At 55.8% G+C, this 20823-nt stretch carries 6 protein-coding genes and 1 riboswitch; all 6 genes read right to left on the bottom strand.

Features of this window, described 5'->3' with window-relative positions; genetic code table 11:
- Positions 1–61 precede the first annotated feature (61 nt).
- The 6 genes from LJE94_06575 to LJE94_06600 all read right to left on the bottom strand — a co-directional run bounded on the left by LJE94_06575 (position 62) and on the right by LJE94_06600 (position 20462).
- Positions 62–727, bottom strand: coding sequence for a tetratricopeptide repeat protein (locus tag LJE94_06575; protein ID MCG6909775.1), 666 nt, complete (start codon positions 725–727; stop codon positions 62–64).
- A 56-nt stretch (positions 728–783) separates the two neighbouring features.
- Positions 784–4416, bottom strand: a complete 3633-nt coding sequence (locus tag LJE94_06580) for a tetratricopeptide repeat protein (GenBank protein MCG6909776.1) — start codon at positions 4414–4416, stop codon at positions 784–786.
- Entirely contained in the window at positions 4413–6308 is a 1896-nt protein-coding gene (locus LJE94_06585) for a tetratricopeptide repeat protein (GenBank protein ID MCG6909777.1), read from the bottom strand. Before LJE94_06585 ends, LJE94_06580 begins: the two co-directional genes overlap by 4 nt.
- 3 nt (positions 6309–6311) lie before the next feature.
- A complete protein-coding gene (locus tag LJE94_06590; GenBank protein MCG6909778.1) occupies positions 6312–6827 on the bottom strand; it encodes a hypothetical protein in 516 nt (171 codons plus the stop codon).
- 135 nt (positions 6828–6962) lie between these two features.
- A riboswitch (cyclic di-GMP riboswitch) is annotated at positions 6963–7048 on the bottom strand.
- Between the two features lie 56 nt (positions 7049–7104).
- The gene (locus LJE94_06595; GenBank protein MCG6909779.1) at positions 7105–12222 is read right to left on the bottom strand and encodes an OmpA family protein; all 5118 of its coding nucleotides are present in this window, start codon (positions 12220–12222) and stop codon (positions 7105–7107) included.
- 11 nt (positions 12223–12233) lie between these two features.
- Positions 12234–20462: a DUF11 domain-containing protein gene (locus LJE94_06600; protein MCG6909780.1), complete on the bottom strand. Its 8229-nt coding sequence runs from the start codon at positions 20460–20462 to the stop codon at positions 12234–12236.
- Positions 20463–20823 lie beyond the last annotated feature (361 nt).

Genomic DNA, 20823 nt, shown 5'->3' on the forward strand with positions numbered 1-20823 from the left:
ATTTCCCCCTACCCCGCACCTCATTGTCGCCTTTTTGGACAGGCCACGCGATAGCCGGCAGTCATTGCGTTTCCCCAAGCCGACTCCGCAGATCCGCAATCCATAATTTGACCTTGTCGTCCTGCTGCATGGCTTGACTGTAAATTTCGTAATGCTCAAGCGCTGCGTTCAGGTCGTTTAGATAAAATTCATATAGAATGCCGAGATTCCGATGAAGCGGATAATAATCGGGAAAACGCGCCAGGGCTCGCTCGTATATGTTGCGGGCCTCGTCAAAACGCCCGGTTTTGCGCAACAGCAATCCATACTGGTTACATGCCACCGGATGGTCGGGAACCAGTTCCAGCGCAGCTTTGAACTGGGCTTCAGCCTTTTCAAGTTGCCCCAACTGCTGATAGGCCATCCCCAGATTGATATGGGGAGCCGTGACGCCCGGTGAGGCTTTGGTGACACTTTCCAAAAGACCGATGGCCTCTTCGTACGCTTTTTCATGAAACATGGTGACGGCCCTTTCAAAATCGCTGCGTGCAGCATCGCTCAGCTGCGCCCTTTCGATGATAATGAAACCCTCCCAGCCATTCTCGAAGCGTGCGATCGAGGGACCCGGGTCAACGGGCGGTGGCAGCGGTTGGGCTGCCGGCTTGGTGCCGGTGCTGGTTGCACATCCGCACATCATCGCCAGAGCCGCCGCCGCGACGACAGCCAAGAACCAATATCGTGTTTGCAAACACCATCGCCTCCCATATATGCCTGACATGGTACCTTCCCTCCTTTGGCCCGTCCTCATGGTCGCTTCACTTCCTGCGGACCTTCATGATCGTCACTTTCAACCCCAGATTCCCCGTCGGCCCACAACACCAATTCACTGGCTGCCTCGGGTACAGTGGTCCTCGTTTCCGGAGATTCTACGGCAACAGCACCCGGTGACGGATTGTCGAGGCGGGTTTCCAGTCTAGGTTCTGCCTCGCCAACAGGCTCAGGCACGATGACCGGGACCCTTTCACCGGGTGTAACGTCGGCTTCCGGCAGGGGCTGATCCGTACGGGTGTCCGTCTTTGCCTCGGCGCCTTTCGCAGGCTCCGCTACCGGTGCCTCGACTTCCTCGCTGGAAGCTGCGGCGGTTGCCGGATGGAACTGTTCCGCCCGGGTATTCGTCTTTGCTTCGGCGCCTTCCGCAGGCTCCGCTACCGGTGCCTCGACTTCCTCGCCGGAAGCTGCGGCGGTTGCCGGATGGAACTGTTCCGCCCAGGTGTCCGTCATTACACCGGCGTCAGCTGCAGGCCCCGCTTCAGCTGTCGGGCTTTCTTCGTCAATGAGCCCAGACGGATCTGGTTGGTCGGCCACGAGGGAATCGGGCATATCCGACGGGGTGTTTGCTTCCGGCCTGGCAAAGGCAAATATATACGTTTCCAGGGAACCGACCACATCGCTGTCTTCTTCGGGTTTGTCGTAACGGGCCGGTACGCTTATCGCCAATTTTTGAAGGCTCTTGTCGATCCAATCATTGTAAACGCCACGGGAAATGAGCTCGAGGTTGCTCTCGTGAACTTCGATGGCCTTCTCTTCAAAAGGATAGGCCTGATCCTCGATTTCCAACTCGTATTCTTCAAGTTCCAAAGGCGTCAGGCCTTCCGGACGTTCCGAAGCCATCAGCGCGTGGCTGAAATGGGCATATATCTCGGCCAGATAAAAGATGGCCCCGGCCGTAATCTCTCCCATCTCATAATCCATGAGACGGTTGAACTCCTTGACCGCCTGCTTCATCAAGGACTGCTTCCGGCTCAGGTTGACCTGAATTGGCTTGACCAGATCGACGCCTACGAATTTTTCATAGGTGACCTCGGCCAGCACCATTGCGGCGTTTCCGGCCAGATAACGGGTTCTTGGCGTACGGTCGCTTCCAGCGGCAGCGTCGATGGCGACGATCTGGTCGAGTTCCGCCAGGTATTCCTGTCTGTCGTTCTGTGCTTTCAGGATTTCGGCGATTTTATTGCGCGTCTCCAGATTGAGTTCCAGCGGTTGCGGGAAGTAGGCCACATACCGCCGGTAAACCGCCAAAGCCTTGATGGATTCGTCTTCCCGGGCATACAGTTCCGCCGCAATCTGAAGGGCATCCCGCCGGACATCATCATCCGAGGATTCGGTTTCGATGCGCTCATACTCCCGGGCCGCAAGCAGGCGCTGGCCACTCTCCTTGTAAACATACGCCATCTTCTTGGTCACTTCCGGTTGGAGCTCATGTTCCGGAAAACTGGTTCGGAAGGCCTTGAGCACGGCTGCCGCCTCGTCCCACGCTTCGAGCTGAATCAAAGCCGCCGCGCCGTCATATTCGGCATTAGCCCGGATGGTCGAGGTTGGCGCTACGCGTCCGACCCTTAAAAAATGATCGGCAGCGGCCCGGTAGTCCTCGGCAGCATTGGCTTGTTCGCCCTGTTTGTATATGGAGGCCGCGAGGTTATCCACCAGGCCCGGGCGTGTCTCATCGTCGGCCGGCAGCAAATTCAACACCTCAATATATGCGAGCTCCGCTGTCTGGTAATTCTGGAGTTCGTAAGCGGAGTGAGCGCTGATCAACCACGCGGTAAGCCTGATTTTTTCATCAGCATCGGGGTAATTCTCCAACAGCCTGGTTCCTGCTGAAAAAGACTGCTCGTAATCCTTCATGGCGTAAAGGTCCTCGGCCGCCGCCCCAAGGACGACTGCCGCCTTTTCATGATCCGGAAAATGGTCGACAAATTTTACAGAGACGCGCACGATATCTCTCTTGACGGCATCTTCCCTTTCCGGCGCGGTTTTTTCCAGCTGCTTGCGAAGGGCATAGACCGCAGCGTAACCGGCACCGGCGGATTGGTCATGAGAGGGGTAAGCGTATGCTGTCTTTTCATATTCAGCGGCCGCCCGGGCGTAATCCAGGCTCTCCAGGAACAGGTCAGCCAATTGATAGTTGATGGCCGGCGATTCTTCATCCGTTGGAAATGACGCCAGAAAATCGCGGTACCAATGAACCGCCTCTTTGAAATGGCGCGTCTTTTCCTCGGCTTCCGGCGCTTTCTGGTAGGCGGAATGGTAATGATGGGCCAAGTCGACCAGATTGATCTTCAAACTGTCCAAAACATCCTGGCGGTCGCTGGGCTCGAAATAGTTCCAGTATGGGGCGTTGAGGCCATAGTTTTTTGCAAAGGCTTTTTTGTCCTCCAGGACCAGGCTGGGAAATCCTCCGGCGGTATGGATGTCGATGATCCGCATGTGAAAATTGGGCGACTGCCGATGAAAGGGGTTGCGGCTCACGAACGCTTCGTAGGTGGCACTGGCGTCGGCGTATCGACGCTTGTCAAGGTAAAATTCAGCCAGGTTGCTGTAGACGCTGTCCTCGTAGCTGCGCTTGCCGTGGCTGGAAAAATATTCCACCACGGAATCGGCACCGCCAAGGTTGGAGAAACCCAAACTGATGACGCGGAAGGTATCTTCCATACGCTTGCGTTCGGTGTCATCTTCGATATGATAGAAATCGTAGCCCAGCGACTTTTTATGGTCCAGCAGGGCAACGAAACGATGCTGAGCCTCCTCGTACAGCTCTTGCTTGTAAAACGTCCAGCCCAGTTTGTAGAGGGCCATTTCAAAATAAGATGACCCCGCACCCAAATCTACGATACTCTGATAGGCGTCTTCGGCCTCCAGGTATTTCCGCCGGGTGAAAAAATATTCCGCACGCCGGAACTGAATTTCATCGATATAGCGCGATTGGGGGTATTCGCCGGCCAACCGCTCCATCACGAGCATGGCTTCATCGATGCGACCCAGCTCCGCGTATGCGCGGGACATCTGGTAAAGGACCTGGTCGTTATGACTGTACAGAGGGTACTTGGCAAGCAGCTTCTGATAGAGCGCGATCGCTTCAATCAGCTCGGTCTGCTCCAGGTCGGGACCGTCTCCGGTTTGGATACTCACTTCCGCCGATGACTCCGGAACGGGCGGCAGCTGCATCTTCGTTGCGCGTTCGATAAAATGCCGGCTATCCTCTTTGTCTGAATTTTTCCGTTCCGTTTGCGATGCGAGGGGCCGCGCGCCGCTGTCCAGAGAAGCGGCTTTCTGCGGAGCGCTCATCGCAGCCTGAACGGTCTCCCCGGTTTCCCAACGATCTTCAATTTGGGCCTTGTCGGTGATGGTGCCGTACTCCTTCTCGATCTTCAGGTCCGCCATCCGCCGAATGGCCTCAGGCGCCAGAGCGGACCCCGGCGCTTCATCCAAAAAACCCTGATAGCTCTTCAAGGCCTTATCCAGGCCGCCCTCTATCCGCTCTTCAGTGATTTCAACCTGTTGATTGCGCAATTTGGCAATGGTATCCCCGCCCCCTGTGGATTGACAGGCGGTCAGCGCCAGCGACAACAGAGCAATGATGAGTAGGGTCCGGATCATTTCTTCACCTTTTCCTGGGACAATTCCCGGGTGGCGCGATCGTAGCTGTCAGCCACGGCAAAACGGGCCTTGACCTCGCACTCGGACAGATGTTCACGCCGACGGGTGAGTTCGTTTACGGCCATGGTTTCAAGCATTTGGCCCTGGCGATCCATCAGCGCATCCACTTTTTCATGGGCACCCCTGATCCTTGACCAAAGCCTGCTGATGACCGCTTCGTAGCCCTCGTAACTCTGCGTGGCAGCCTGCCGGGTCCGCACAAAGGTCGTGTATTGCTTTTTCAACAGGTCAATTTCGTCGTTCAATTCTTCAAGATGCTCATAGGCTTCCGTGAGACGACGGTCATACTGGGTATAAAGATTCCACGTCAGAATGCCTTTCAATCGGTTGACTCTGGCGATGATGACTTTGTTTGTTGAAGAACCGTTGCCTTTCAGCATCTCTTCCAAGCGGGCAATCCGAGCGTTGGATATGCGCTCTTCAGACGTGGCCAGATAATCCGGCCGGGGGGATACCAGCATATTTTTCAGTCGCTTTTCTATGCGGTCGCGCTGTTCAAGACGCAAACGCATCCGCGAGTCCAGTTGACGAAACGCCTTGTCGATATCCGGCAGCAATGGATGGTAATACGCACTTCTTTGGGCAATAAGATCTTCGAAAGCAATCAGATCGGATTCCCATGTTTCCATCTTTTTTCTCAGCTGTTCGAGGTCGAGATAGTTCTTGAGTGATTCCTGGAAATCATGGGAGGCCATCAGTTCAAGCAGATAGTAGGTTTCCGGCGTTTGCGGAAGCGCGCGCAACCTGACAACCCAATTTGCATCCTGTTTTAGCTCCTCCTGTACCAGCGCTTTTAAAAAATATCCTCCGCGAATGCTTTTGATGGAAGCGTCAAGCTTACCGATTTCGGTCTGGAACTTGGAAAGGGCGCTGTCATACAGCAATGCGGCCTTGCTGTACACGCTCAGCTTTGCATAGGCATAGGGAAGGGAAAGCATGGCTTCCTGAACGGAAGCGTCAGTGACTTCACGATGGATCAATGCGCTCCAGGGCACCAGGGCTCTTTCGAAATTACCCCGGTAGGCATCGGCCCAACCTGATCCCAACAGCGCACGATTGGAAAAAGGACCCTCCAATCTTACCCGATCGAGCGTCATTTTAGCGCCTTCGTAATTTTTTTCCTCCAGCATTTTTGACCCGAGTACTAGATTGGCCTTGTCCTTAATGGCCAGAGTGAGCGGTTGGTCGCCTTTCACTTGCCCGGCCTGGTCGATGTAGTAACGCCCCTTTTTCGTTTTTCCGCTTTTAAGAAGGGCAATGCCGAGATTGTAGGTTGCAAATCCTTCGAATTTCCGGGTTTCCTGGAGGGTTCTGAACATGCCCACCGCCTCATCGAAGTTCCCGTTCGCCATGAGGATTTGCGCGCGCAAAAAGGCCAGGTCCTCTGCAATCTCCTCCGGCACGACACCTTCTATGCGGTCCACTGCAAATTTTGCATTAGCCGGTTGATCTTTATGAAAATAGATCCGTGCCAGGCGGTAGAGCGCTTCGTTCCGCACCGGTTCTTCCACGTTCCCCTCTATGACCGCTGTTATGGCCCGACCTGCGCGCTGATGCATCCGGTAGGCCAGCTCGAAGTCACCAACAGCAAATTCGGCGTGGTTGATATGGTAGTAAAGCGTATCCCGCTCCGGTTCGTCCAGCCTGTGGTGCTGTGCGAGCTCGGCATCAAGCCTGGCAATGGCATCGAACCAGTCATCTTGAAATGCGTAATAGATGGCCTCACCGAAATAGAGGTCTTTGAGCTCTTTGGGCGCAGTCATCCCGGCTGTTGCCGTATTTGCCGTTAACAGCGTCATCAAGCCGATAAGTATGGTCATCACCCTAAACATGAACTACATTTCCTCGAGACCGATGCTTTGAGGCGTCAGTAATATTTCTACTATTTTAGGTCCCACACCCTTGTGCACTTTAAACTGTTTCGAATTTTTCATATCGAAACCTGCACTGCCTTTCCCACTGGCCAAAACATGTATGTCGTGGTCGCCTGTCGTGATATTTCCCGTGTACAGGCGCTGTACCCCCCCTTTTTGCAAAGCTTCGAGCTCCTTGAAGGTGTAAATATGCCTGGCCGCCGGTTGCCCATCCAACACCACTTCAATGGTATCGAGTCGAAACTTTTCGTCCGCGGCCAGCGATACGAAAACAGCCATCTGCGTATTGGATGGAAATAACAGCTTTTCCTCGAGTTGGTTTAATTCGGCCGCAATGCTCAGGGCGTCTGCTTTTATTTCCTGCACCTGCTCATCCAAGCCCTTGATCTGCTCTCTGGTGACATCCTGCGCAGATGCTGTGGACCACATGGCAGCTACGCTGAATAGAAAGATTAACCATTTTATTCTATTGAACATAATGATCCCCCGTTTTCCCGGTAGGCACACCTACAAGCATGTGATCCTTTTTTGTTCTATCCGCCATCCTTTATTGCCTGCATCTAAAAACAAAAAGCCCTCGGGCAAATATCCCCAAAGGCTTTGACGAGTAGTTTCGGAAACCCGGCTGTCATAGCTTAACAAGCTTTAGACCCGTGGCTTTGCGTCCCCGCCTTTCAACAGGTTTGCCCTTTCGTTCTATATTTACTTTCAGTATACTAGTAGCAAATCATCTTGTCAATTTTAATTCTTAAAATTAGTATTTTCCAATTATATTTATAAACACGCCCTGATGTTGGTAGTCCATCTGGGTCAGGTCATCTGAAAAATCGCTGAAATTATACCCGGCGCCGATTTTTACATGGTTGCCCACATGTCGATACAACCCTACCAGAGCTCCACTGCGTCTGTCCTGCGCATCGGGCAGATCAAGCAAGCGCCCCTCCAACAAGGCGTCCCAGCGGTGGATGAAGTGCCAATCCACCCTGATCACGTATAAATGTGCGCGGCTGGTAAAGTAATCCGGCTGCTCTCGATCCATAGCCACCTCCCCATGGCGGTAGCTGTATTTACCACCCACGGTCCAACGGGATGTGAGATCGTACATGACATCAATCGCTCCAATGTGGCTGCGTTGGATATAGCCTGTCGAGTTAGTTTCATCGGAAGTTTGATTGACCGACGGCAAATTGTAGAAATAGGTGTATTTGACCAGTACATTCAGGCGGTCATAATAAATTGGACGGTAGGCAAAACCTAGTACCGCCTCGGTATAATCGCCATCATAGTAATCTCCCAGTGAACTTTCGCTCAAACTGTAATTGAATTTTCCCAGAAGACGCCAGTCCTGCGATATCTGGTATTTAGCGTTGTTTTTCCACAGCCATGTCGTGCGTTTGGTCACGCTGGTGTCGGATTGCTCGGTTTCGTCCACCCTGTACTCCAGGCCGCTGGATAATTTCACGTTATCAAAGCCATAGCCTATACGCCCGCCAACCGTTTTGCGATCGATCTCGGCTGCGGTTTGGGGATTTTTCAGAGAACCGATATCGAGATTAGCACCGATGTTCAGACGCTCCGCGACGGCCAGGTCCACTCCCGTGGAATGCGTCAGCCCGGTGGGAACGTCCCCATGGCTATATTGCTCCTCGAGATAGATACTCGCGCTGTCTGAATAGCGTGTGCGAAAACCCGAGGTCATTTTGCCTTTTCTGGCCAGCAGGCCGTCATCTGTACGCTCGTTCTCCAGGGTATAGTTCTGATACAGCGTCGTCCTGTCCGAAAACAGATACTCTGTTCCGATTTTGCCGGCCGGTCCCAGGTCGCCGTCGGAGACTTCGCCTACGAGGTTGAGCCGATCGGTCAAACGCCAGTCGCCGCCGACACCGACCCTTCCGTTTTCATCGCGATTTCCGCTGGATCTGACCGTATCCTGCACGAATCCGTACGTCGTCCAGCGCCCCAGCGAATCATACTTCATTTTAACGACCGCATCGGTCCGTTCCCCCTCTTCCTGCGTCAGGGGGACGACGGCCGAGTTGTCTTCGCGGTTGTCGTGCCGCAAACCGGAACTCAAAATCCAGTTTTCAGTGACACTGTAGTCCAGATTCACTTCCCCGGCATTTGTTTCAAGGCCATCCTGCTGAATTTGTTTATCCATTTTAACGCGCGCCTGGAAAGACTCTCCAATCGGCATTTCCGCCGTTCCGCCGTACTGGGTGACATCCCTGTCGGTGGTTTGACCGGGAGCCGCATAGCCCGCTTCACGATCCTGTCGGTAAAATGTCACCCGGCCGCGTCCGTTTTCAACGATGTCCTTGACACCCAAACTGACATCGACCCGATACGCCGAAGCATCTACTTCATTGTCGCCTAAAAAATCGGACTCGTCATAGGTGTAACCGCCGTCATCCGAACCTGCCGTGCGGCTTCCCGGGCCCTTGGTATGGCCGGCTTCCATCTTGATCCACGACTCCGATGATACGCGCAGCGTTAGATCCGTACCCTGCAAGCTGTTTTTCGTATCTGCTTCTTCATCCTGGTTGGCGGTCACGCCTATCTTGATATACTCGTTGAGCCAGTAGTGCAGCCGCCCGCCCGCCGCCAGCGTATCGGGGTCGTCGAACCCCGGTGTGAATTCATAGCGTGCCACCAGAAAAACAGGGTTGCCGCTGATCGATTCGGTGGAAACCAACAGGTTGTCATCAGCTGTCGTAGGCACGGGTTGTGCCATCAGAATACGTCCCTGCAGGTAGTCTATATCGTAGTCGAGCGTGGGCGTCAGGTTTTTTACCCCCAAAACTACACCGGAGTCCTTGTCCCTTACCTCGATCCGCAGGCGGTCCGAGCCTTCCAATATGTCTTGCCGCTTGAGGTAATAAAGCGACCCGCCCGTTCCCCGAAGCTCGTCGCGTCCGGCTACGGTGCCGGGATCGGCCGCAAAGCCATCGGCCAGCAGGCGCGGTTCACCAAAATCGGTGGTCTCCAACGGCTGATAATGCAGGTTGGCACCGTACAATCCGCGATCCACCTGGGCCAGGTCGGTATCGGTGTACCCGATTTTGAAGTTACCCCAGAGCCCGTAGGTTTCGTCCTTTTTCATCTTGACGTAAAATTTACCGTTGGTCGGTGCATCTTCCGTAACCGTGCTGTCATCGCCAAAGGTTGGATAATGGTAGTCCGGGTCCATGCGTCGGAAAAGGGCCTCCGGCGATTTTTCCATGAAATTTGAAAAGATCTCGTCAAAAGGACCTTCACGGGTATCCGCACTGGCGGTCAGCCGCCAGCCATTTTCAAATTTGCCGTTGGTGTAGAAGGCCAGCCGTCCCTCAATGCTTGAATCCTTGCTGTATTGTGGTTCATCCGGATCAAGCAAATCCGCCGGTCCGTTTGTGTCATTGGCCGACAAGGTCAGGTCGGCAATGCCCACGGTGAACCAGTCGCTCGATTCCAGCTCCAGATCACGCAAATACAGTTCACCGTTGCCAAACTCGTCCAACACCGCCACTTCAACGGTGTGTATTCCGTTCGGCAGGATCTCTTCCGCCACGAAGCTGCCCTCACTGTCCACGGGAACCCTGTAGCCGGCCATCCAAACGCCGTGGCCCTTTGGAATCGCGTAGCCATGAGCCTGTACCATACCCCCGCGTATTGGAATGTTACGGAAATCGATACGGCTCTCACCGTAACCTGTCAGAAGCTCCCGGTCGGGATCTACATCGGCGGCCGGCGGATCGATATGGTCGACCACCCACAGAGGCTGGCTGCTGGTTTCGTCAAAATGCCCTTTGGCATCGTAGACCCGCACCCGGTACTTCAGATCGATCTTCGGCGCACGAAAAGAATCGAACGGTACCTGCCACCGCGCCATGCCGTCGGCATCCATCCCCACGATCGCCAAGGGCTGATCCTTGACCGATTGATCTTTCTTAAAAATTCTGACTTCGGCACGCTCGATGAAGCTGCGGTAGTTGGCGTACAGGCGAAAACGCACCAAATTTTCGACAAAGGCCGTATCCGGCGAATCCTGGTAGGCGATCGTAATCGGCCAGGCAGTCACGTCGAGTCTCGGCACCATGTGCAGGCTGTCGTACTTGAACTGGATTTGGGTGCTCTCCAAAGCCACGTCGGTACAGCGTTGAACATCCGCACTGCATTTACCCGGATCATCCAGCGGTGCGCCATCAACCGTGATGCGCATCTGATTCAAGGCAAAGGGATCCTCGGTCGTTACCTCACGGGTCAATGGATTAACCTCAACTCCCTCGTAATCATCCAGCTGGATCGACTCATCGTAGACCACCTGTACGATGACCCGCGACACCCCGGACTCGATAAAGCCGGTATTGACCACATCGTCGGACTGAACATAGCCGCGACCGTCAAACTCGGACTGCTCCGCACGCAAACCCATCTGCTCGCTGACTGCCATCATGGCCCGGCGGGCACGCGCCATGGACAAACCGATATCATCGCCATAGATCGCGGCCGTACGCCGATCCAGTATTTTGTCGGCGGTATAGCCGATGAATCTCAGCCGTACATGGCTTTTATCGCTGACTTCTTCCATGATGCGTTTCAATTTATCGGTGTAGCCATCCGGTATGACGGGCCGACCCTTTTCGAAAAGGATGGTCTCGATGTTTTCTCTGGGCGAATCGTATACCCGGGTAACGGTTTCTGTGCCGGCGGCATCCGGGCACAGCTGCGGCTCGTCGGACAGGCTCTCCAAGGGGTCATCATACCAGAACTCGACCTCTATCCGCCGATTCATCGCCCTGCCCCGCTGGGTGTCATTCGATGCCACCGGGCGCGAGGCCCCCTTGCCTTCGCTGGCAAGGGCCCCGTCGGGCAGGCCCAGGCTTTCCTGGACCGCCAGCGCAATACGCCGCGCCACAGCTTTGGAGAGCCCCTCGTGGTCGCCGTAGATGCGTTTGTCGCGACCCTCCAACGGCAGGTTGTCCGTATAGGCGGTGAACTTGACCGTCAGATTCTCTTTACCGTGCAAATTGGTCAACGCTTGACGGATCTGCTGCAGGAAAGGAGCGGGTATTTCCGCCATGCCCTGGTCATATTGCAGGGGCGAGACCAGGTTTTTTACGCGCGCGCGGTGAGCGTGGCCTTCCTTGTAGCGCAATTTGCAAACGGTTTCGGTACGGCATATTTTGATGCGCTTCACGTGGCGCGGAACGACGACTTCCTTCTCTACCCGCTTATCGACAATTTCGTCGTACCATACCTGTACTTCCACCCGCCGGTTGAGTCGACGCCCTTCTTCGGTTGCATTGTCGGCCACCGGCCGGCTGTCGCCAAGTCCTTCGTATGAAATGGCCTCGGGCGGAAGATGTAACGCTTTTTGGCAATATTCGGCGACAGTGCCGGCTCTTTCCCGCGAAAGCCCCGTGTTGTCGCCATATGTCGCCTTCAGCTCACCGTGCAGCTGAAGTGAATCTGCATGCCCGATAAAGTGCAAGCGCACATTGGTTCGGTCGTGCATCCTGTCAAGAACTTTTTGCAAAAGGTCTATATATTCCTGGGTTATCTGCACCTCTCCCAAGCCGAAATGGACAGGCGGCACCAGGTTTTCGATCTTCACCGTTTTGAAATCCTGCTCGACAACTTCGCGAGTTTCTGTACGGTCTCCTTCATCTTCTTCGAATATGGCTGGATCGTGAACCCATGTTGCAGGGGGCTGGTCTGTCGGCAGATGCATCTCGGTTGCCGAACCCGGCGCGCCTGAATCTCTCAAACCGGTTTCCTGTGCCAAAACCGTTCCGACCACCACTGCACAATAGATGCTCAGGCACACGACGACGACCGCCCGATTGAGCATCGATCGCTTAGTTGGAAATGGTATGAGAAGCATTCGTTCCATTTTTTTCACTATCAACGCTCCCCAAACGGCTTGCCCCGCCGCCAAAAAACTTCGGTTTCAATACTCAGACGATACTGACCGTTAGACTTCTTCCACTGTCGGCTGACCTTTTTCTTCAATGCTGCCACTCTTTTATTGACCAGGCTTTTGCTTTCCACGTCAGCCAGGTAAGACAGGCGCAGGACCGACGGGGCTTTGTGCAATTCATCGATCAGCATGGCGAGTCTGGGCTTCCACTGCAGGCGCATGGTGCTGCTGCCGGGCTCGAAAACGCCGTCGGCGATATCGAGCCGCACCACGCGGTGGATGGTGGCACCAAAGTTGAAGCGCAGCATTTTACCGCGGGTGGCCCGCTGAACGCGGGGGTTCTCAGTGGTCAAACGATAACCCGACGGCAGGCTGCGGTCGTCTAACTTGAGTATGAAATTGCTACCGCGGTTTTGATCGGGTACGGTTGCACAGGTGATGTGGAAACGTCCGTGCTTGTCGGTACTGGCAATCAAACCACGGGCCGTCACTACACGAACCCCAGCCAATCCTAACTCGCCGCGATCTTGCCACCCGTCCAGGTTGCGGTCGTCGAAAACCTTGCCGATCACATCGGTGCAGTCGAAATCCGGGTCCGGAACGACCTGCACGGTGGCGGTCGCCTCACCCGAGATTCTGGTATTGGTGGCACGTTTTAACACATAGGCACTGTTGACATATTCACCTTCGGAAACGCCTGAGCCCACGACCAGTAGCAACTGGAGAGTCAGCGTCTCGTTGACCTGCAGGTCCAGATTTTCCCAACTCAGTTCACGACCGTCGACCTGCGGCTCGAAACGATTGCCGTTCAACCGGCTGGAATCGGCCATATACTTGAACCCGGCCGGAAAATGGTCGACGATGCTGATGTCATACAGCGGCACACCATACACATTGCTTACCGTAATCGTGTAGGGCACCAGCTCTCCACGGGAAACGTTGATCGAAGAAGAGGTTTTGGTGATGGCCACGGCCCCGTCCAGTACCGGATCGACAGGAATGGCGTTGTTGAATATCTGGCTCTGGCCCGGCATGCTGGTATCATTGAGCAGCAGGCTCAAATAATAGGTCGTTCCGGTGGTGCGCGCTAGGACCGCAACCGGCGGAACGGTTGTATAACCGGTCACCTCGCAGTACTCGGCAGTTGCCGGAACCGCATCGTTGACGCTGCCTAGACATTCCGGAACAGAAAACGGCAAGGTGGTCGCATCGCTGGCAGGAGGAATGACCTGGGATTGATCGGCCATGTACCCATTCGCCGGCGGCGTCACCTCTATGAAATAGGTACCGCCGGGGGGACAGGCGGCCTCGCTGAAATTGAGATCGAACTTGTAGAAGCCGTCCTGAGCCGTAATCTGGGACTGCTGGATAGGATCGTCAAAACAACTGCTCGGCACGCTGGCGCCGGTGGCCGCGTTCACCAAAGACAGGGAAGCGCCGGGTACCGGTACGCGGGAGATGGAGTTGTATACAGTACCGTTGGGCCAGATGGGCAGGTTTAAATTTTGCAGAATTCCTCCCGGGGATACGCTTATATCGCTGATGCGCTGCGGACTATTGGTGAATATGGAATCCGCGTAACCCAGCGAAGGGGTATGTGACCCGGCACCCGCGGCACGGAAGCGCAGTTCGTAGAGTTCGGAAGATCCTGCATTGGGAGCCACACCGGAAAGTCGATAGGTACCATCGGCATTCGTCCGCACCGTTGCGAGCAGTTGATCATTGCGATACAACTCGACTGCCCAACCTTCAAGATGCCGCTCGTTGCTCTCATCCTGCCTGTTCAGGTTGCCATCATGCCAGACGGTGCCATTGAAGGTAGCGCTGCTCGGTGTTCCGCCCACATCCAGACTAACCGCGTCCGTTGCGGTCTGGCTCGCGTTATTCCAACTGACGACACCGGTATTGGTGAGCGTTGTTCCTATCGGCACCGATGATTCAACCTGCACACGGAAGCGCACCACAACCGAAGCGGCGCTTGGTAAATCGCCATACTGGGCAGTGAGGATCGTGTCTGCATAGCTGACGCCAAGCGGGGAACCATTCATGCTTGCCGACCCGGGGACATAGGTCACCTGCCCGGCCATCGGGCTCAAATCGTCGGTCACCCTCACTTGTGTGGCCGTCCGATTGGCGATGTTGCTCACACGGATAACGTATTCGAGCTGGCTTCCGGCGATAGCTGCACCACCATTGACTACAAACACCTCTTTGACGATACTCAACAGCTGCGCATCGCCCACAACGACCTGCGTCGGCTGGTCGCCGTTGGTGTCGATACCGTCGGCATCGGTGGGCTCGTCTAGCGACTCATTGGTGCTCACCACCCCCTGGTTACTGATGATGGTTCCAGGCGTAACCCCGTCATTCACCCGAACATCGAAGGTGATCCGTGCCGTCGCCCCCATTGACAGTGTGCCGTTACCGCTGCCCGGCAAAGGCGGCGCCTGGTCGGAAGAACTCACGTCGATGCCTGAGGTCAGGGGAGAATTCCCTCCGTCCGGTTGACCGACCGGGAGGTCGTTCAGGTAAACGGAATCGGGGATATAGGTCGTGTCGGCAGGCACCGCATCGGTGAAGATCACGCCGGTGGCAGGGGCCGCACCTGAATTGGAGATGACGATGGTGTAACGCAGATCGTCACCCGGATCCACGATTCCGTCCGAGTTGTTGTCAACTAAAAGCGTCACTGTCTTGTGGGCATCCACCAGCGGAAAATTCCCCACGACATCCAGGGTCGGGTCATCCAAAGCCGTTGTTGCCGGATCGTCGGACGGCTCTCCGGAAACCGGGCCGGAGCCCTGGCCTTCGGCATCGACGAAGCCCTGGTTGGCGACAATGGTGCCGTCGACGACATCGCTGTCGATCACCACGTCGAAGGTGATCCTTGCCACATTGGTGGCGTCTGCCGCAGCATCGGCACGCATGTAGCCCGCGGTCGTGTTCTCGGGAGCGTTTATCAGCATGCCGCTTTGCAACGGAGAGACGCCGGAAGAAGGATCGTACACCGCTATCCCGTTCAGACGCGTGGTTCCGGGAACATAGGTGGTGTGGGCAGGGATCTGATCCTGCAGAACCGTATTGACACTGTTCTCGCTGCCGACATTCTTGACGGTAATGGTATAACGCAGGGAATCGCCGGCCACTAGCTCATCGGGAGTACCGGTGATGTCCCGGGACGTTTTCCAGACGTCAAAGGCTGGCGAAGAACTGATCAGGGTAGACGTCTGGTTGCTCGGTGTCGCCGTCAAATTGTCAGCCGTCACCCGGGCCTGATTCAAAACCGCCAGGCCGCTTTGGATAGCAGAAGCCAGGGTCGCCTCGAACACGATGGTCACGCTATCGTTGGCGCTCCCCTGGGCATCGAGGGTTAGATTGCGAACATCGAGCATGCCCGTGTTGTTGACCCCGCCGGCGCCATCGGTGCTGGTAATGTCGGCGTCTTCGTCGGAAACGTCGACGATTTGCAGGCTGCCGGGAACAAACTGCGCCGCCAGCTCATCCACCACCACTGGATTGCTCAAAGCCACGATACTGTGATTGGTGAGCACCAGGGTGTAGCGAAGCGTATCTCCGGGTTGGGCGTTTTGCCCCGGATCTTCTCCGGTGGTCGCGTTGACAACCGATTTTACCAACGAGACATCCAGTCTGGTCCTCGTGGTCCTAACGGCCTGACCGGTAAAGTAGTCGTTCACGGCCGGAGTGCCTGATCCGGTGCGCTCCAAGTCACTGTCACCGTTTAATCCGGTCCACCGGGCGATGGCATTATTGGTCAGATCCTGCCCGGCCTGAACGCCTGCGAGCACCTGTACGTCGTAGGTAACCGTAACGACCGTACCTTCGGCCACGTCGATGTCCGCATTGCCCTCGGCCGGACTCCAAATCAATGTCTGAACGTCACCCACCCCGTCGCCTGAAACAATCGGCTCGGCAATGATGTTGTCAATGCCCTCCACTGTCGCGGTTTCGGCCTGATAGGCCAGGCCCAGGCTCAGCGTATCTTCTATCGAAATGTCGAAAGCATCCGCAAAGCTGCCTCCTGAAGCACCACCGCCGGCGGTGAGGCTCAAGCGGTAGCGCAAAATATCCCCGGCACTCGGCGCCACCTCCGGGTTGCTCACGTTTTCAACGGTCTTGACAAGGGTCAGCAAGGGTTCCACGATGGTTACCGGAGCGCTGGTGGAAGCGGTATCCAAGTCTGCCGGCATATCCGCATACGTGTAGGAAGCCGTATTGGCGACACTGTCACCGGCGTTGGCCTGGTCGTTGTTAACCACCCGCGTTCTCAGCGTGATGATGACCTGTCCACCGGCAGGAATACTCGTGATCCCCAGGCGCACGTCACCGGGCAGGGTGGTGCCGCTGTCGTTCAACGGCACCTCATTGTCGGCCGCATCCACCGCACTGGCATTGACATATTCCAGGGCCGGGTGCAGATTGTCGGCGACGACGACATCCTCCAACGCCGTGTTGACAGGCACGGCGGGCACTCTGATTTCATAGACAACGTCGTCGCCGACGGTCGCTTCTGCCGATGACACGAGCGTCTTCAGCAACTGCTCATCGCTTGTAAGATTCGTCATCCACACTTCCGCCAAACCCCCGGGCGAGTAGACCCGACCCGATTCCGCAGGCGGCAGCGACCTGTATTCGAGCAACCTCGCCTGGTTGCTCCAGCTTGTTGAAGCCGAAATATCCGTATGAAAACCGATGTCGTAATCGACGAAAAGGCATTCACCCGGCTGCACGGAGGCATTGTTCAGAAGCGAGATCTCCATCTCACCGCCGCGGGGGGGGAGTGTGATGGCATAATCGATGCCCGAACTCAACGGAGTTGTGCCGATGGTCACCACTGGTGAATTGGCGGTAAGAGCACTTTCGTCAAACGCCGTCGCCAACTGATCCGTAACTACCAGGCCGTAAGCCGGCGCAAGGCCCTCGTTGCACGATGACAGCCTGAAATGCATCACATCGCCGGCGATGTCGACCTGGTAGGGGTCGGCCGCGGTTCCGGTGCCGACCCGCCCGGTGCCCTGATCGACTTTGGTGATGACGCTCATGCGCGGCTGACGGACTTCAATCCTATCCGCAGCGGTCAAACGATCGGGATAAGCCACCGGATCACCGCCGGTGTAGGTAAGCCGGGCCAGGTTATCGAGCCGAATACTGGTGTCCTCGTTCACACCAGCCGGCGCCGCATCGGCAACCACGCCTGCCACAACCCGAATAACAAGTGTATCGATGGGCGTTCCGTTATCGCTGGGTGGATTGGTGATATCACCGAATTCCCACCGCAGGGTCCCGGTAGCGCCGGCCGCAGGTTGCGGCGCCAACAACGTATAAATGAAGTTGTCGCCACCGATGATGCTGAAGCTTTGCAGTGCCATTCCTTCCGGGAGGACATCTTCCACGACCACGTTTCCGGTGGTATACTCTTGAAGATTCAGGGTCAAATCATAGCTTACGGTGTCACCGACACGGACAACCGGGTCACCTGTACTGGGCGGCGTTTCGGCATAGGAGTCTTCGAATACCGCTTTGGCGATGGAAGTGTCGTCGCTTGTGGCGATGCCGATCGAGGCGGGGCCGAAGCAATAATCATCTAGGGCATCACTCGTGGGGCAGCCGGTACCCGTGCGTTCCGACAGGGATCCACCGTCAAGCGAAGTCCAATCCACATAGACACTGTTATCGATGTCTGCACTGGTGACCGATGTGAGCCTCACCTGATAGGTGATCACCAAATCATGGCCGGCAGGGATATCGAGCGTTAAATCGCCGTTATCCCGCCCCCAAACGAGACTGCCGTCCACGAGAACGGTCGGCGTCGCTGCAAAGCCGACAACACTGACGTCATCGATTTGTGCAGCGGCCGAATCCGCGACCAGAGACATATTCGCCGGCAGCGTGTCGACGATGTTCGTGTCATAGGCAGGGGAGTCGCCATTGTTGGAAATGGTGACCCGGTATTCGAGAAAATCGCCCGCCGTGGCCGGGTCGGTCGGCAGTTTATCCGCCGGCGAGACGAAACGAACCGTCTTGTCGGCTGAGAGATCCGGTTCAACGATGACCATATCCAACGTGCCGCCGGCACCGCCAACCGTTTGCGTCGCGTTGTTGCCGTTTCTGCGGTTGAAGGTGTAGGAGGCGCTGTTGGCAAAGTGTAAACCGCTCTGGTTGGGCATTGTGTTTTGCAGCTCCACCGTAATATCGATAACCGCCTGACCGTTGGGTGGAATGTCGATGCCGGTAGCCGCGTCCTCGATGACCAGGTTGGTGGTGCTGCCGGTATTGCTAAGGCCCCACGCGCCGCCGGACACAACCGTCGCGCTCACGAAGCTCATATCGGCATCTGACAGGCTCAAATCGTCTAAAATCCGGACATCGTAAAGGTAGGAGGCAATGGGGGTTGCCGGTATCGTGATGCGGTAGCTGAACCGTTCGCCGATGGTTGCCGTCTCCTGAGTGGTTTCTTTCAGCAGGGGACCCGCCCGCTGGATGATCACCGTTGTAGGATCGGCAGGATCGCCGGGAGCGGCGATGCCGTTTATATACGGGTCGTCGCTCAAGGCCGTGATACCGGTGGCGTCGAGCGTTGCCTGGTTTTCGACCACGGTGCTGCTGTCGATGGCCGTCTTCAGCGTGATCTCGAATTCAACGATCAGTTCGTCGCCGACGGCTACGTTCAGGGGCGCACCGTCACCGTCTATCTGCAAGAGGCCGGTAACGGCATCGTAGGAGTAGTCGGCGCCGTCAGGCGGCGGGGTCACCATGGCAAAGCTGGCCAGATCGAAGTTTTCCGGGTCGAGCTGATCACCGATGCTGATGTTGTTGATGGTCTGGTCGACATTGAAAAGGCGCACCCGGTAGCGGAGCCTGTCGCCCGGAGTCGCGAGACTGGCGGGGTCCATGCCGCTGTCGATATTGGATACGGTCTTCTGAAAGTAGTATCCGGCCAGTGCGGTCGTCACCGTCTCACTGTCCTGGGAATCCGCCACACCCGGTGTACCGTCGGTGAGCGTCCGGTCGTACTGGCGGCGGCCGGTAAAGCTATCTTCACCGCTGAACCATTGGGTGGCGCCGGCTATATTGGTGAGTTCCAACCCGTCGTCCCTAACATTGCCATTGAGCTGGGATTGATAGGTGACAATCATGTGCTGGGAAGCGCCGATGACCGCGGCGGGGGAGTCCATGGTCAGGCTGAGCCGGCAGTGGGGCGCACCGGTATACGTCACGGAATAGTCGATGCCCCGAGTCAATACACCTGAAACCGGGGTGACGCCGTCGGCGGAAAAAACCTGAACACTGAGGCCCGATCCTGTCGTAGGATCGTATTCGCACATCTCCGCAGGTATTTCGTCCACAATCGTGGTGTTCCATGCATCGCTGCCGCCGAGGTTTCGCGCATCGATTTGAAAAGTTGTCGTGTCACCGAGATTCAAGGCCGTTTCGCTGCTGGTTTTGTTGACCACTAGATCGGGCTCGGCGATGATCATAGGATCCGAAACGCCCGACTCGCCGGGAAGGGGCTCATAAGGCACACCGTCGATAAGTCGTCCGAAGGACCACTTGGCGGTATTGGTAAACACGGTCCCGGGGGCATTCGACGGGTCGTCGTCCAGGGTCACCGTGATTTCCAGAATGATTTGCTTCCCGGCGGGGATTGTCGGAAGGCTGTCGAAATCGAACGTAAGCAGGCCACCGGCGTTCGTGAATGCCGGTGACACGGACGTATTACTCCCCTGCCAATAGGCGTTATGGCTCACATAGGTCAGGGCTGCGCCCGTGGCGTTGAGATCGTCACTGACAATGACACTGTGCAGTTCGTTCAGAGATCCGCTGTCGTCGATAACAGCCCCTGTGCCGGCGTCATAGAGGACCGGAATCGTCAGTGTGTAAGTGAAGGGCACACCGATGGTGGCGGAAACGGCCGGGCTTTGCTTTACGATTTTCTCCACCGGAATTAAAAGATTTTGACAGCCTTCCTGGATGGCGCTAGACGAGCCGTTGACAAACCAGACCGTATGACCGGCAACGGTGTTACACGACATCTGCCCGGTGTGATAAACATTATCGAAAATGACAAGATAGGAAGTTGTATCGTTGTTGTCGAAGCTGAAATTGGTGCTCATCCCGTAGGGGAAATTTAGGATCGTACAGTCTGTGTCTATCTTGATGTTATCCGGGGCAGTGTGGATGTTACCATCGATCACCCCTTCGTAGGGCGGGTCAGAACAATTGAACTGATCGGCATAAACAGCGTCGGGCGTACCCGAGAGCAATAGGGCAAATGTCAGAAAAGATAAGCAAAGATGAAAAGATCGATACGAGGCATTAAACGCACAACTACCCGGCCGGTGCTTAATCCTGTCAACTATTTTAAACCACGGGGCAAAAGATAGTCTTATCCAGGCATAACCGAGTTTTATTATCGCTGAACGGATGTGCGATATGATGTGGCCGGCCCAACTTTTTAATTTTGCTCTTTTCACCAAAATAGGGAGTTCCCTTTGCTGGAAGGGCAAAGAAATGGGCGGGAGGGGGCGTGAGGGTCTGAAGACAAAAAGCCTTCAG

The sequence above is a fragment of the Deltaproteobacteria bacterium genome (genome assembly GCA_022340465.1).
Lineage (GTDB): Bacteria > Desulfobacterota > Desulfobacteria > Desulfobacterales > B30-G6 > JAJDNW01.

Bases quoted from the DNA above. Each gene is read 5' to 3' on its own strand.
- LJE94_06580 (MCG6909776.1), bottom strand. From the start codon at position 4,416: ATGATCCGGACCCTACTCATCATTGCTCTGTTGTCGCTGGCGCTGACC.
- LJE94_06585 (MCG6909777.1), bottom strand. From the start codon at position 6,308: ATGTTTAGGGTGATGACCATACTTATCGGCTTGATGACGCTGTTAACG.
- LJE94_06590 (MCG6909778.1), bottom strand. From the start codon at position 6,827: ATGTTCAATAGAATAAAATGGTTAATCTTTCTATTCAGCGTAGCTGCC.
- LJE94_06595 (MCG6909779.1), bottom strand. From the start codon at position 12,222: ATGGAACGAATGCTTCTCATACCATTTCCAACTAAGCGATCGATGCTC.